General features: G+C 67.0%; 14 protein-coding genes. 8 read left to right on the top strand and 6 right to left on the bottom strand.

Features of this window, described 5'->3' with window-relative positions:
* Window positions 1–8: 8 nt before the first annotated feature.
* The gene (locus ACTAQI_RS02300; RefSeq protein ID WP_457949280.1) at window positions 9–1,616 is read right to left on the bottom strand and encodes a carboxyl transferase domain-containing protein; all 1,608 of its coding nucleotides are present in this window, start codon (window positions 1,614–1,616) and stop codon (window positions 9–11) included.
* A 145-nt stretch (window positions 1,617–1,761) separates the two neighbouring features.
* Here ACTAQI_RS02300 and ACTAQI_RS02295 point away from each other — a divergent pair, with 145 nt between their 5' ends.
* A complete protein-coding gene (locus ACTAQI_RS02295; protein ID WP_457949279.1) occupies window positions 1,762–2,418 on the top strand; it encodes an SACE_7040 family transcriptional regulator in 657 nt (218 codons plus the stop codon).
* A gap of 105 nt (window positions 2,419–2,523) precedes the next feature.
* On the opposite strand, the gene ACTAQI_RS02290 is transcribed toward ACTAQI_RS02295, so the two are convergent.
* The 3 genes from ACTAQI_RS02290 to pdhA are packed head-to-tail and all read right to left on the bottom strand — an operon-like array spanning window position 2,524 to window position 6,109.
* Entirely contained in the window at window positions 2,524–3,924 is a 1,401-nt protein-coding gene (locus tag ACTAQI_RS02290; protein WP_457949278.1) for a dihydrolipoamide acetyltransferase family protein, read from the bottom strand.
* Window positions 3,921–4,940: an alpha-ketoacid dehydrogenase subunit beta gene (locus ACTAQI_RS02285; RefSeq protein ID WP_457949277.1), complete on the bottom strand. Its 1,020-nt coding sequence runs from the start codon at window positions 4,938–4,940 to the stop codon at window positions 3,921–3,923. Before ACTAQI_RS02285 ends, ACTAQI_RS02290 begins: the two co-directional genes overlap by 4 nt.
* Window positions 4,940–6,109 carry a pyruvate dehydrogenase (acetyl-transferring) E1 component subunit alpha gene (gene pdhA / locus ACTAQI_RS02280; protein WP_457949276.1) on the bottom strand — a complete coding sequence of 390 codons (1,170 nt, stop codon included), beginning with the start codon at window positions 6,107–6,109 and terminating at the stop codon, window positions 4,940–4,942. The genes ACTAQI_RS02285 and pdhA overlap by 1 nt, the downstream gene beginning before the upstream one ends.
* Window positions 6,110–6,302: 193 nt before the next feature.
* Between pdhA and ACTAQI_RS02275 the strand changes: the two genes are divergently transcribed.
* From ACTAQI_RS02275 to ACTAQI_RS02260, 4 genes are all read left to right on the top strand, one after another.
* Window positions 6,303–6,776 carry an Lrp/AsnC family transcriptional regulator gene (locus ACTAQI_RS02275; RefSeq protein ID WP_457949275.1) on the top strand — a complete coding sequence of 158 codons (474 nt, stop codon included), beginning with the start codon at window positions 6,303–6,305 and terminating at the stop codon, window positions 6,774–6,776.
* A gap of 146 nt (window positions 6,777–6,922) precedes the next feature.
* On the top strand, window positions 6,923–7,468 hold the full coding sequence (locus ACTAQI_RS02270; protein ID WP_457949273.1) for a hypothetical protein: 546 nt from the start codon (window positions 6,923–6,925) through the stop codon (window positions 7,466–7,468).
* Window positions 7,469–7,638: 170 nt separating this feature from the next.
* Window positions 7,639–8,043 carry a DUF4383 domain-containing protein gene (locus ACTAQI_RS02265; RefSeq protein ID WP_457949272.1) on the top strand — a complete coding sequence of 135 codons (405 nt, stop codon included), beginning with the start codon at window positions 7,639–7,641 and terminating at the stop codon, window positions 8,041–8,043.
* A gap of 2 nt (window positions 8,044–8,045) precedes the next feature.
* A complete protein-coding gene (locus ACTAQI_RS02260; RefSeq protein ID WP_457949271.1) occupies window positions 8,046–8,711 on the top strand; it encodes a hypothetical protein in 666 nt (221 codons plus the stop codon).
* A 125-nt stretch (window positions 8,712–8,836) separates the two neighbouring features.
* Here ACTAQI_RS02260 and ACTAQI_RS02255 read toward each other — a convergent pair whose 3' ends face one another.
* Both ACTAQI_RS02255 and ACTAQI_RS02250 read right to left on the bottom strand, forming a co-directional pair.
* Complete coding sequence (locus ACTAQI_RS02255; protein WP_457949269.1) at window positions 8,837–10,453, bottom strand: solute symporter family protein; 1,617 nt, start codon at window positions 10,451–10,453, stop codon at window positions 8,837–8,839.
* Window positions 10,450–10,830: a DUF485 domain-containing protein gene (locus tag ACTAQI_RS02250; protein WP_457949268.1), complete on the bottom strand. Its 381-nt coding sequence runs from the start codon at window positions 10,828–10,830 to the stop codon at window positions 10,450–10,452. The genes ACTAQI_RS02255 and ACTAQI_RS02250 overlap by 4 nt, the downstream gene beginning before the upstream one ends.
* 231 nt (window positions 10,831–11,061) lie before the next feature.
* On the opposite strand from ACTAQI_RS02250, the gene ACTAQI_RS02245 reads away from it, so the two are divergent.
* Genes ACTAQI_RS02245 through ACTAQI_RS02235 form a run of 3 tightly spaced genes read left to right on the top strand, consistent with a single transcriptional unit; the run spans window position 11,062 to window position 13,361 of the window.
* Entirely contained in the window at window positions 11,062–12,243 is a 1,182-nt protein-coding gene (locus ACTAQI_RS02245; protein ID WP_457949266.1) for a sensor histidine kinase, read from the top strand.
* Window positions 12,244–12,276: 33 nt separating this feature from the next.
* Window positions 12,277–12,993 (top strand): LytR/AlgR family response regulator transcription factor, encoded by a 717-nt coding sequence (locus ACTAQI_RS02240; protein WP_457949264.1) that lies wholly within the window; start codon window positions 12,277–12,279, stop codon window positions 12,991–12,993.
* Window positions 12,990–13,361, top strand: a complete 372-nt coding sequence (locus ACTAQI_RS02235; RefSeq protein WP_440165620.1) for a DUF485 domain-containing protein — start codon at window positions 12,990–12,992, stop codon at window positions 13,359–13,361. Before ACTAQI_RS02240 ends, ACTAQI_RS02235 begins: the two co-directional genes overlap by 4 nt.
* Window positions 13,362–13,367: the final 6 nt, after the last annotated feature.

The following is a 13,367-nucleotide window of genomic DNA, read 5'->3' as shown; positions in this document are numbered from 1 at the left end:
TTGCTGGCTCACATCCGGAAGAGGCCGAAGGAGGTCTCCGGCAAGGGGGTGCGGGAGACGACGTCGAGCGCCAGGCCCAGGACCGTGCGGGTATCGGCGGGGTCGATGACGCCGTCGTCCCACAGCCGGGCGGTTGAGTAGTAGGGACTGCCCTGGTCTTCGTACTGCCGGCGGATGGGCGCCTTGAAGGCTTCCTCGTCGTCGGCCGCCCATTCCTCCCCCGCCGCTTCGTACTGGTCCCGCTTCACGGTGGCCAGCACGCTCGCAGCCTGGTTGCCGCCCATTACCGAGATCCGGGCCGCGGGCCACATCCACAGGAACCGGGGCGAGTAGGCGCGGCCGCACATGGAGTAGTTCCCGGCACCAAAAGAGCCGCCGATGACCACCGTCAGTTTGGGGACGCGGGCGGTGGCAACAGCGGTGACCATCTTGGCCCCGTTCTTGGCGATGCCGCCCTGTTCGGCGTCCCTGCCCACCATGAAGCCGGAGATGTTCTGCAGGAACAGCAGCGGGATGCCGCGCTGGTCGCACAATTCAATGAAGTGGGCCCCCTTGAGCGAGGATTCGCTGAACAGGACGCCGTTGTTGGCCACGATCCCTACCGGGTGTCCGTGGATCCGGGCGAATCCGGTGACCAGGGTGGTGCCGTAGTCCTTCTTGAATTCATGGAAGCTGCTGCCGTCCACCAGCCGGGCGATGACTTCGTGGACGTCGTAGGGCGCGTTGACGTCCGTGGGCACGGCGCCGTAGAGCCCGTCCGGGTTGACGGCGGGTTCGACGGCGGGTTCCACCTGCCAGGCGGGCGCGGCGGAAGGCGGCAGGGTGGAAACGATGTCCCTGATGATCTGCAGGGCGTGCTCGTCGTTTTCGGCCAGGTGGTCCGTCACGCCTGAAACCCTGGAGTGCACCTCGCCGCCGCCCAGTTCCTCCGCGGTGACGATTTCCCCGATGGCTGCCTTCACCAGCGGCGGCCCGCCCAGGAAGATGGTGCCCTGGTTCCGGACGATGACGGTTTCATCGCTCATGGCGGGGACGTAGGCGCCGCCGGCCGTGCAGGACCCCATGACGGCGGCGATCTGTGGAATCTTGGCCGCGGAGAGGCGTGCCTGGTTGTAGAAGATCCGGCCAAAGTGGTCCTTGTCCGGGAACACCTCGTCCTGTTTGGGCAGGAAGGCGCCGCCCGAATCCACCAGGTAGACGCAGGGCAGCCGGTTCTCCAGGGCGATCTCCTGGGCGCGGAGGTGCTTCTTGACCGTCATCGGGTAATAGGTGCCGCCCTTGACGGTGGCGTCGTTGGAGATGACCAGGACCTGCCGGCCGTGCACCAGGCCGATCCCGGCGATGACGCCGGCGCCGGGTGCCTCGTCCCCGTACATCCCGTTGGCCGCGAGGGGTGCGATTTCCAGGAACGGACTGCCGTCATCCAGCAGTTGGTCGATCCGGTCCCTCGGCAGCAGCTTGCCCCGGGCCACATGGCGGTCCCGCGACTTTTGGGGGCCGCCCAGTGCGGCATCCGCCAGCTTCTTCCGCAGCTCTCCGGCGAGTGACATCTGCTCTTCCCGGGTGGCGCGGAAGGACTCGCTTGCTGGGTCGAGCCGGGTGGCCAGGGTCTCCATCGACGTTCCGTCCTTGTGTGGTCCGGGCCGGCCCATGCCAACTCGGTTAGTGACTCATAACTGAAATTCAGGTTAGTCTCGATTAACTGTGATGTCCAACACATCATCGCCTTGCTAGAATTTGCGTCGGTTCCCAGGAGGAAAAGTGCCCAGCAATTCAGTCCAGCCGGTCCCTGCCGCCCCAGCCCCGACAACCCAGCGCATTCCAACAACGCAGCGCGGCAAGGCCAAAGAGAACCGGCGGCAGGCTTTGCTGTCAGCCGCGGCCTCGCTGTTCGCGGCCAATGGCTTCAACCGGGTTTCACTGGAGGATCTTGGTGCGGCAGCAGGCGTCAGCGGACCTGCGGTGTACCGCCACTTTTCCGGCAAGCAGGCAGTACTTGCAGACCTCCTGGTCACCGTGAGCCAGGAACTGCTGGACGGCGGCCGGCAGGTGGCGGAAAGCAGTGCCGATCCCTTGGCTGCACTGCGGAGGCTGGTGGAGTTCCAGGTGGATTTCGCGCTCGGCAAGCCGGACGTGATCCGGGTGCAGGACCGGGACTTCACCAACCTGTCGGAGCAGGACCAGTTGGCCGTGCGGACGCTCCAGCGCAGCTACGTGGAGGTGTGGGTGGACGTCCTGGCCAAGGTCCATCCAGCGGTCGATCCTGCTGAGCTGCGGATGCGCGCCCACGCCACGTTTGGCCTCATCAATTCCACGCCGCACTCGGTCCGCAGCCACGGCCGGCGGATGGCCGCCGGCCTTGCCCGCCCGCTGCTTGAGCGCATGGCGCTCGCCGCCCTGACTGTGCCCCCGGCCTGACCCGCCCGACACCGGGCACCACACGAACGGCCCCCGCCCGCAGAACCGGTCCCTGGCAGCACCGCTTGTGCGGGTTGGGGCCGGTGATGTGCAGGTAAGGAGCCGCTACACCATGGTGAGCACCATGCCGGGCTCGGCCAGGATGGCTCCGACGTCGGCCAGGAACCGGGACCCCTGCTCGCCGTCCACCAGGCGATGGTCAAAGGACAGGCTCAGGGTGAGCACCTGGCGCAGTGCCACCTCGCCCTTGTATTCCCACGGCATGGTCCGGACCGCACCCAGGCCAAGGATCGCCGCCTCCCCCGGATTGAGGATGGGAGTACCGGCGTCGATGCCGAAGACGCCGATGTTGGTGATGGAGATGGTGCCGCCGGACAGGTCGGCGGGCGTGGTCTTGCCCGCCCGGGCGGTTTCAGCGAGCGCCGTGAGCGCCTGGGCAAGCTGCGGGAGCGGCAGGGTCTCGGCGTCCTTGATGTTCGGAACCGTGAGTCCCCGGGGCGTGGCCGCTGCAATGCCCAGGTTCACGTAATTGAAGGTGACGATCTCCTGGTTTTCTTCGTCCCAGCGGGAATTCAGTGCCGGGTTGCGGCGCAGGGCGATCAGGAGGGCCTTGGCAGCGAGCGTCAACGGCGTGAGCTTGATACCCGCGAACTCCCTGCTGGTCTTGAGCCTGGCCAGCAGGTCAAGGCTCGGCGTGACATCCACGGTCAGGAATTCAGTGGCATGGGGCGCGGTGAAGGCGCTCTGCACCATCGCGGCAGCGGTGTGCTTGCGCACCCCCTTGATGGGAGTCCGGGTCTCCCGCTCCCCTGGCCTGGCTCCAGCTGAGGGCGCGGACCCTTGGCCCTGCATGGCAGGCTCTCCCGCGTGCCCGGCAAACTCCTGGACGTCCTCCCGCGTGATCAGCCCGCCGGGGCCGGTGCCGGGGACCTTCGCGAGGTCCAGTCCAAGGTCCCTGGCCAGTTTGCGGACCGGAGGCGTGGACCGGGGCCGTTCGGCGGCCTTGCCCTCCACAGGTGCGGGTTGGACAACTGCAGGCTCGACCGGCCCCACCTCCGGGGCCTTGGTTCCCCCCGCCTCAACCACCGAGGCAAAGTTCCGCGGCCGGCGCGTGGGGCGCCCGGAACCTTCGACGACGGCGCCGTACCCCACGAGGTTCGGTTCCCGTTTTGGAGTCTCCACCGCCGGCTCCCCCTGGACGGCGGACACGGCGCCGGACGGCGCCGACGGCGCCGACGGTGAGGGCCCGGCGTCGTCCGCTACCTCGAAGGAGACGATCGGCTTGCCCACCTCCACGACGGACCCGGGCTGTTCGTGAAGTTCCTTGATGACCCCGGCGAACGGCGACGGAAGCTCCACCACGGCCTTGGCGGTTTCCACCTCGGCGATGACCTGGTTCAGGCTGACGGTATCGCCAACATCCACCTTCCAGCTGAGGATTTCGGATTCTGTGAGGCCCTCGCCCAGGTCCGGGAGCCGGAATTCCTTGATCATGGTGGCGCTCATCCTTCCAGTCCGCTCAGTCCACTCAGGGAATTGGGGCGCCCCAGGGCACGGTCCACGCCGTCCATGATGCGGTCCAGGCCCGGCAGGTGGTGCATCTCCAGCTTGGAGTACGGGTAGGGAATGTCGAAGCCGGTCACCCGGACCGGGGCAGCCTCGAGGTGGTAGAAGCAGCGCTCGGTGATGCTGGCCGCCACTTCCGCGCCCAGCCCGCCGGATTGTGCGGCCTCGTGGGTTACCACCAGGCGCCCGGTCTTCCGCACGGACGCCACTACTGGCTCATAATCCACGGGGGCCAGCGAGCGCAGGTCGATAACTTCAATGGAGATGCCCTCGTCCGCTGCGGCGGAGGCGGCGTCCAGGGCCGTCTTGACCAGGGGGCCGTAGGCCACCAGGGTGACGTCGTTTCCGTCGGTCAGGACGCGGGCCTTGTCCATGGGCAGCGCGGAATCCGGGTCCATGGACTCGTCCACTTCGCTCTTGTCGTGGTAGCGGCGCTTGGGTTCGAAGTACAGGACGGGATCGTCGCAGGCGATGGCCTGCTGGATGACCGTGTACGCGTCCTGCGGGTTGGAAACGGTGACCACGCGGAGCCCCGAGGTGTGGGTGAAATAGGCTTCCGGGGACTCGGAGTGGTGCTCCGGTGAGCCGATGCCGCCGCCGAACGGGACCCTGATGGTGATGGGCATCTTCACGGCCCCGCGGGTGCGGTAATGCAGCTTGGCCACCTGGCTGACGATCTGGTCGAACGCCGGGTAGATGAACCCGTCGAACTGGATCTCCACCACGGGCCGGTAGCCGCGGTAGGCCAGGCCGACGGCGGTCCCCACGATGGCGGATTCCGCCAGCGGGGTGTCCACCACCCGGTGCGTGCCGAAATCCTTTTGCAGGCCGTCCGTCACCCGGAAGACGCCGCCCAGGGCGCCGATGTCCTCGCCGAGGAGAACCACCTTGGAGTCGTTTTCCAGGGACTTCCGCAGCCCGGCGTTAATCGCACGGGCAAAGGTCAACTGGGTCATCAGCGTGCACCTTCCTCTGAAACGGCTCCTGCGGGATCGCCAAAGGAGGCCAAATAGCGGGCGTAATGGTCCTGCTGGCGTTCCAGCCAGGAGTTGGGCGTGCTGTAGACGTGCTTGAAGATGTCCATGGGCCGGGGTTCCGGCATGGTGGTGCATCCGCGCCGCATCTGCGATGCCACAGTGTCGGCCTTGTCCCGGACCTGCTGCTGCAGTTCCTCGGTCAGCAGCCCCTTCCGCTCCAGGAGGCCTGCCAGCCGGGAGATGGGATCCTTGGCGGCCCAGTCCTCCAGCTCGTTGGCATCGCGGTAGCGCGTGGGGTCATCGGCGGTGGTGTGCGGGCCCATACGGTAGCTGACGGCTTCGATGAACGTGGGGCCGCCACCGCGCCTTGCCCGGTCCAGGGCCAGCCTGGTGGCGGCCATGACCGCCAGGACGTCGTTGCCGTCCACCCGCAGGCTGGGGATGCCGAAACCGGTGGCCCGGTCGGCAAGCTGGATGTGCGATTGCAGGCGCACTGGCTCGGAGATGGCCCAGTGGTTGTTGGTGCAAAAGAACACCACCGGGGCCTGGAAGCTGGCGGCGAACACCATGGCCTCGTTGACATCGCCCTCGCTGGTGGCTCCGTCGCCGAAGTAGGTAACGGCCACGGCATCGGCGCCGTCATTCTGGATACCCATGGCGTAGCCCGCTGCGTGCAGGGTCTGGGCCCCGATGATGATCTGCGGGGTTGCCATGTTGATGCTGTACGGGTCCCAGCCGCCGGAGGCGTTCCCGCGCCACACCCGGAGGAGGTCCGTCAGGTCCACGCCGCGGCAGTACGCCACGCCGTTCTCGCGGTAGCTGGAGAAAACAAAGTCATCGGCGCGCAATGACCTGCCGGAACCGATCTGGGCGGCTTCCTGGCCCAGGAGCGGGGGCCACAGTGCCAGCTCACCCTGCCGCTGCAGGGCGGTGGCCTCAACGTCAATCCGGCGGATGACGGTCATGTCCTCAAAGAGGGAACACAATTGCTCGTCGGTGATGTCCCTGACCCAGAAATCGAACTCAGGGTGGCTGATGCGTTCACCCGACGGGGTGATCAGCTGGAGGAATTCCGGTCCGGTTCCACCAGGGTTTCCTGCGCTTTCGGGGGTATGTGCGCCGCCATGGCCCGTTTCGTCTGTAGACACGATTGCCGCAACCTTCGTACGTCGTTGACCTGTGGTTTCGGGGCTTTTGGCCCCTGCCGCCACCGGCCTTCCGGGCGTCATTGCCCCAGATACTGTGACCCTACTCACAATGGCCAGGGGGTACAACCACTGCGGTTATTTCTGAGCAAGGTGCCCTGTCTGGCGCCGTGGCACCGTGCTAGCGTTGCGCATTATGCGAGCTTTGGATGGCACTGACACCCGACTGCTGGCTGCGTTGGCACAGGACCCGCGCCGCACAGTGGTGGCCCTTGCGCAGAAGCTCGGCCTGTCCCGCAATACTGTCCAGGCACGCATGGCCCAGTTGGAGAAGAAGCACGTCTTCCTGTCCTTCGAACGGCGCATAAACCCGGTGGCCTTGGGCTATCCGCTCATGGCGTTCATCTCCGTCCACGTCCAGCAGCAGAAGCTCGGGCGGCTGGCGGAGGACATCGCCGCCATTCCCGAGGTCCTGGAGGGCTACGGGCTGACAGGTTCAGCGGACCTGCTGCTGCGCGTGGTGGCCAGGGACGCCGAGGACCTGTTCCGTATCAACGGCAAAATCCTGGCGTGCGATGGCGTGGAGCGTGCCGATACCGCCCTGGCCATGGGCGAGCTGATCCCCTTCCGTGTGCAGCCCCTGCTGGACCGGGGCTCGGAGGGCGCATAGCGTCAGCGCCGAACCTTCCGGACGCAGCGATCCACGCACGACGGCGGCGGGCGGGGTTATAGGCTGGTTGCAGTCATGTGCCGGGCCGGGATAGGTCCGGGCCAGTTCGCCGGCGCCGCAGCGCCGGTTCGACGAAAGGCTCCCTTTTGAGCAGTCCCCAGGATCCGTACCGGCAGGGCCAGGCGGGCTTCACGCCGCAGCAGTTTCCCCAGCTGCCGGAGCAGCCCGCCCCATTCGGCCTCCCCGGGGAACCGCCGCGGCAGCGGAGCCGGCGGAAGCTGTGGATCATCCTTGGCAGCATTGGTGGCGTACTGCTCCTGGTGATCCTCGGCGTCGTGATCCTGGTGAACGTGGTGGGCAGTGCCACCAACCAGGCCAGGGGCCTTGCTGACGATTTCACCAAGAGGGTGATTGCCGGTGACTCTTCCGGCGCCTACGACCAATACCTCGACCCGGCCCTGCAGAAGCAGCTGTCCAAGGAGGCATTCATCTCCGGCGTAAAGAGCCTGGAAATGGACAGCTCCTGCCAGCCCGCCTACAACGACCTCAAGGTTGCCACCGAGAACGGGGTGAAATCGGCCGAGGTGGTGGGCCAGATCAGCTGCACCGGCAAGAAGGTGGACCTCGCCTACCGCTTTGAGGGCACGGACCGGCTGCTGATGACAAACATCAAGCTGCGCCCGGCAGCCTAGCGGGCGGCCTCCGCCTGGCCTGCTGGTGGTTGCCGGCGGGAAAGTGGAAAGGGTACTGATCGTTTTACCCATCCACCCATGGCCATGATCCGAATCGCTTCCGAGGGTCCCGCCAAGGGGCCCATTGGTCCGGCGGGAACTCCTGCCCGCCTTATCGGAAGGAATCGGACATGCGCAACTCACCCAACCGCCTCGTCGCCACCATTTTCGGAGCTGTCTACCTGCTGGTGGGCCTCCTGGGCTTCGCCGTCACCTCAGGCGTCGGTTTCGTTGCCACCGAAGGCGCGAACCTCATCATTTTCGAAGTCAACCCGCTGCATAACGTCATCCACCTGGCCATCGGCGCCGCGCTGCTCTTCGCGGGGCTTCGCGGGACGGACAGCGCCCGCACGCTGAACGCGACGGTGGGCGCCGTCTACCTCCTGGTGGGCATCGTGGGACTGTTCCTGCTGAATTCGCCGCTGAACATCATCGCCCTGAACGGAGCCGATAACGTCCTCCACCTCGCCAGCGCCGTACTCCTCCTGGGCGTGGGCCTGTCCCTGGACAAGTCCCCGGCCACGGCCCGGGCCTAGGCATGGCAACGCCGGGCATGGCCGCGCCCCGGCCCACAGCACCGTCAGCCCACCACGTGACGCTGCAGCCTACGGCGTCCCAGGCGAACCCCTCGGTTCGCCTGGTCACGGGGTTCGCCGGCTTCGGTGCGGGCTCGGTCAACCTGGCCATCTCATCCAGCTTCTTCGCAGCAGGCTCCCCGGAACCGGCAGAACTCCTTGCCGGTGTGGTGGCCGGCCTATGGGGCGCCGCACTGCTGGCCGGTGCCGTGGCGTTCCTGGCAATGGACCGGCCGGCGGGTAACCGGTGGGCGCGGTCCGCGCTCGCAGGCGCGGCCGCGGCCCACGTTGCCGCCATCGCGTTCCCCATGTCCACGACCTCCGGCCTCAGCCTGACGCAGCTTTCGGCGTTGCTGCTCACGCTCATGATCTTCGCGTCGCTCGGGTGGCTTCAGCGCGCGTCCATCCGGCAAGGCGACGTTCGGCAGGACAGTGACCGGCAGCCGGTTCCTGCCGCGGCGGGGGCGGCAGGAGTGCGGCCGGGCCGGCTGTTGCTGGGAGCTTTCGCCGGAGCCGTCCTGGTGGCAGGAATTACGACGCCGGGCCTCGCCGCCTCGACGGCCGGCCAGTACGCCGTCCCGCACGGCGAGCACAGCAAGCAGGTGCCGGCGGGCCACCACCAGCGCTGAAGCAACCCATAGGGAGCCAATCAAGGTGCCCACAAAACGGAAACAGCCTCCGAGCCGCGGTGTGCGGCTTGGAGGCTCTTTCCGTTACGCCGGTGCGGCCGGCATATCCGTTAGTGGTCGGTGTATCAGTGGTCCACTGCCTTTTCGGCCCCAATGCCCGTGAGCGACCGGACCTCCATCTCGGCCTGCTTGGCGGGATCTTCCCGCCTCTTGTCCAGGGTGGTGCCCAGCCAGCCCAGGAAGAAGGCCAGCGGAATGGACACGATGCCCGGGTTGCTGAGCGGGAAGAGGGCGAAGTTGGCGCCCGGGATCATCGAGGTCTTAGCCCCGGAAACTACCGGGGAGAACACGATGAGCAGGATCGCCGAGGCCAGGCCGCCATACATGCTCCAGATAGCGCCCTGGGTGGTGAACTTCCGCCAGAACAGCGAGTAGATGATGGTGGGAAGGTTCGCCGATGCTGCGACGGCGAACGCCAGCGCCACCAGGAAGGCCACGTTCTGGCCGTTGGCGAAGATGCCGCCCAGGATGGCCAGGATGCCGATCACCACCACGGTGCGCCGGGCCACCCGGACTTCGGTGGCGGCGTCGGCCTTGCCCTTGGCGATGACGTTGGCGTAGATGTCATGGGCGAACGATGCCGCCGCCGTGATGGTCAGGCCGGCCACCACCGCCAGGATGGTGGCGAAGGCCACCGCGGAGATGAAGCCCAACAGCAGCGGTCCGCCCAGGTAAAACGCCAGCAGGGGTGCGGCGGAATTGACGCCGCCGGGAGCGGACTTGATGGTGTCCGCGCCAACCAGCGCCGCTGCACCGTAGCCCAGGACCAGGGTGAAGAGGTAGAAGATGCCGATGAGCCAGATGGACCACACCACTGACTTGCGGGCTTCCTTGGCCGTGGGAACCGTGTAGAAACGCATGAGGACGTGCGGCAGCGCTGCCGTGCCCAGGACAAGGGCCAGGCCCAGGGACATGAAGTCCAGTTTGGAGGTGTCGCTCTTGCCGTACTGCAGTCCCGGGTTGAGGACCGCCGGGTTGTTGGCCGTCTCCACGGCGCCGCCCAGCAGGGCGGAGAGGTTGAAGCCGTAGATGGCCAGGACCCACAGCGTCATGACGGCGGCGCCTGCGATCAGCAGCATGGCCTTGATGATCTGGACCCAGGTGGTGCCCTTCATGCCGCCGATCAGGACATACATGATCATGAGGGCGCCGACGACGATGATCACCAGGGCCTGTCCGCCCCAGTCGCTGATGCCCAGCAGGAGGGAGATCAGGCTTCCCGCGCCGGCCATCTGGGCGAGCAGGTAGAAGAAGCAGACCGCCAGGGTGGAGATGGCGGCGGCAATCCGGACCGGGCGCTGCTTCAGCCGGAAGGACAGCACGTCCGCCATGGTGAACTTGCCGGTGTTGCGCAGCAGTTCAGCCACCAGCAGCAGCGCCACGAGCCAGGCCACCAGGAAGCCGATGGAGTACATGAACCCGTCGTAGCCGTTGATGGCGATGGCCCCGGTGATACCCAGGAAGGATGCTGCCGACAGGTAGTCACCGGCAATAGCGGTGCCGTTCTGCGAACCGGTAAACGAGCGCCCTGCGGCGTAGTAGTCGGCGGCGGTCTTGTTGTTCCGGCTGGCGCGGAACACGATCACCATGGTCACGGCCACGAACAGGCCGAAGATGCCCATGTTCAAGAGGGTGGTGTCCTTGAGGGCGGCGACGTCCACCGCAGCTGGGATTGCGATCATTTGTTGGCTCCGCCCACTCGGTTTCCGTCCTTATCGAATTCGTGCCCCTCGATTTCGTGCCTGATTTCCGAGGCGATGGGGTCCAGCCGTTTGTTGGAGTAGTGCACGTACCAGCCGGTGATGGCGAACGTCGAGACGAACTGGAGCAGTCCCAGGATCAGGCCGACGTTGATGTTGCCCCATACCTTGGTGGACATGAATCCCACCGCGTAATCGGCGAGCAGGACGTAGGCGAAGTACCACAGCAGGAAGGCCACTGCCATGGGGAAGACAAAGCTGCGGTGACGCTTGCGCAATTCCTGGAACTGCCCGGTCGACTGGACTTGTTCGAAGTCCACGGACGCCGCTGCGTCCGGAGTATGGGCATCATTACCCATCGTTCCTCCTCATTGAGTTGCCGGTACACACCGGGCGGCAGGCCCTGGGACGAAGGCCCTGGACTGGGGCTCGGACAGGGACACTGGCAGCGGCACTGCACAGGGACACCGCAGGTGTGACACCAATCACTCTGCCGTCCACAAGCCTGTCCATTCCAGAACCCCACGGCCCACGGTCGCTCAACGGTTGCGATGCTGCGGCAAACGGCGCCCGCCGCTACGCTGGGCACCATGCCGGACTCCCCCCTCCTGACCGCCGCGGCCGTTGCGGTGATCGCCATGGCCATTGCCGTCGTCGTCGGCGTGGGCCTGAAGGTGCTCCGCTCCTTCCGGGAGCTGGGCACTGACGCCGAGCGCGCCACGTACCACACGCTGCATGCGGCGTCCCAGGCCGGGCAGCACCTGCGCCGTGGCCTGAACCCGGCAGGCGCAGCGAAGGCGAGCCGCCAGCTGCGGGCCCTGCTGGCCTGCGATGCCCTGGCGATTACGGACACCTCCGGCGTGCTGGCCTGGGACGGGGGTGCCGAGGACATCAGGCCGCGGCTGATGGAACTCGCCGCCGGGGTCCTTGCGTCGGGCCGGACGGCCGTACTCTCCCCGGGCGACGACGGAACCGGCGGCCGGCTTGCCGGCGTCATCGCCCCGGTGCGCGCCGGCACCCGGGTAGTGGGTGCCGTGGCCGCCTTCGCTCCTTCCGCGGGGGCGGGCCTGGTCAGGGCAACGGGGGAAGTGGCCGACTGGGTGGCCGTCCAGGTGGAACTTGCCGAGCTGGACGCGTCCCGGACACTGCTGATGGAAGCGGAAGTCCGGGCGCTGCGGGCCCAGATCAGCCCGCATTTCATCTACAACTCGCTGAACGCCATCGCGTCCTTCATCAACACCGATCCGGAGCGGGCCAGGGAGCTGGTGGTGGAGTTTGCCGACTTCACCCGGTACTCGTTCCGGCGGCACGGCGACTTCACCACCCTTGCCGAGGAGCTCCGCTGCATTGACCGCTACCTGCTGCTGGAGCGGGCCCGGTTCGGCGAGCGCGTCCAGGTCAGCCTGCGGGTGGCCCCGGAAGTGCTGGGCACGGTCATCCCCTTCCTCAGCCTCCAGCCGCTGGTGGAGAACGCCGTCCGGCACGGACTTGAGGCCAAGGCAGGCCCCGGGCACATCAGCATCACGGCGGAGGACGCCGGGGCCTTCGCTGAGGTCACCATCGAGGACGACGGGGTGGGGATGGATCCGGAGCAGCTCAGGTCCGTGCTGGCGGGCCACGCGGACGGGGACCATGTAGGGCTGCGGAACGTGGATGCACGCCTCCGCCAGGTGTACGGCAACGACCACGGACTCGTGGTGGAAACGGCGCCGGGCGAGGGGACGCTGATCACCATGCGGGTGCCGAAGTCCCAGCCGGGGCACGATGCGTGAGGCGGGCCCTGCAGCTGGAAGTACCCTAGGAGAATGATTAACGTCCTCGTCGTTGATGATGAGTTGCCCGCCGTTGAGGAGTTGGCCTTCCTGCTGGGCAGGGACGAACGCATCGGGAAAGTGCTGCGTGCGACGTCCGGCGCCGAAGCGCTCGCAGCCCTGTCCGCCGGCAGCATCGACGCCGTTTTCCTGGACATCCACATGCCCGCGGTGTCCGGCCTGGACATTGCCGGTGCCATTGCGCGCAGCAGCAATCCGCCCGCCGTCGTTTTTGTCACTGCGGATGAGGACCACGCCTTGGCGGCGTTCGAACTCGCTGCCGTGGATTACCTGCTCAAGCCGGTGCGCGCGGAGCGCCTGGCCCGTTCCGTGGGGCGGATCAGTGAACTGCGCGACGGCGGGGCGGCACCGGAGATGATCACCGTGGACCAGGGTGGGACCACCAGGATGATCCGGCGCGACGACGTCACGTACGTCCAGGCCCAGGGGGACTATGCCCGGCTGCATACCGCCGACGCCAGCTACCTCATCCGGGTGCCACTGGCCGACCTTGAACAGCAATGGGCGGACGCCGGATTCATCCGCACGCACCGCTCCTACCTGGTGGCGCTGAAGCACGTGTCCTCGATGAAGCTGGCGGCCGACGGACCGCGCGTGACGGTGGCCGGCGCCGGCCTGCCCATCAGCCGGCGGCACCTGCCAATCGTGCGGGAGAAACTGGAGGCAACCAGGATCAGGCCGCACGCATGACCCGGGTCCGGGTTACGGCCCCGCGCGCGTCGGCCCGCACCGCCGTGCGCGGGGCGCCCCGTCCGCTCGAGTCCCGGGAAGCCGCGCAGGACTCCGAGGTGGGCCAGGTGTTTGTCCGGTCGCTGATCAGGTCCCAGCTGCGGCTTGCCCTGGTGGTTGCGGGGGGCTTCCTGCTGATCCTTGCTGCGTTCCCGCTGACGCTGGTGGTGGTTCCCGGCCTGGCCGATACCCGGATCGCCGGGATTCCCTTTGGCTGGCTCCTGCTGGGCGCCGGGATCTACCCGGTGATCGGGTTGAGTGCCTGGCTGTATGTCAGGACCGCCGCGCGCAATGAGGCGCGGTACCGGGACCTGGCAGGTGAACAGTGAACACTG

It is taken from the genome of Pseudarthrobacter sp. alpha12b, assembly GCF_054130495.1.
This window is presented reverse-complemented; position numbering and strand designations above follow the sequence as displayed.

Coding starts and splice junctions, on each gene's coding strand:
- ACTAQI_RS02300 (WP_457949280.1), bottom strand. CDS start 1,616: ATGGAGACCCTGGCCACCCGGCTCGACCCAGCAAGCGAGTCCTTCCGC.
- ACTAQI_RS02290 (WP_457949278.1), bottom strand. CDS start 3,924: ATGAGCGCCACCATGATCAAGGAATTCCGGCTCCCGGACCTGGGCGAG.
- ACTAQI_RS02285 (WP_457949277.1), bottom strand. CDS start 4,940: ATGACCCAGTTGACCTTTGCCCGTGCGATTAACGCCGGGCTGCGGAAG.
- ACTAQI_RS02275 (WP_457949275.1), top strand. CDS start 6,303: ATGCGAGCTTTGGATGGCACTGACACCCGACTGCTGGCTGCGTTGGCA.
- ACTAQI_RS02265 (WP_457949272.1), top strand. CDS start 7,639: ATGCGCAACTCACCCAACCGCCTCGTCGCCACCATTTTCGGAGCTGTC.
- ACTAQI_RS02260 (WP_457949271.1), top strand. CDS start 8,046: ATGGCAACGCCGGGCATGGCCGCGCCCCGGCCCACAGCACCGTCAGCC.
- ACTAQI_RS02255 (WP_457949269.1), bottom strand. CDS start 10,453: ATGATCGCAATCCCAGCTGCGGTGGACGTCGCCGCCCTCAAGGACACC.
- ACTAQI_RS02250 (WP_457949268.1), bottom strand. CDS start 10,830: ATGGGTAATGATGCCCATACTCCGGACGCAGCGGCGTCCGTGGACTTC.
- ACTAQI_RS02245 (WP_457949266.1), top strand. CDS start 11,062: ATGCCGGACTCCCCCCTCCTGACCGCCGCGGCCGTTGCGGTGATCGCC.
- ACTAQI_RS02240 (WP_457949264.1), top strand. CDS start 12,277: ATGATTAACGTCCTCGTCGTTGATGATGAGTTGCCCGCCGTTGAGGAG.
- ACTAQI_RS02235 (WP_440165620.1), top strand. CDS start 12,990: ATGACCCGGGTCCGGGTTACGGCCCCGCGCGCGTCGGCCCGCACCGCC.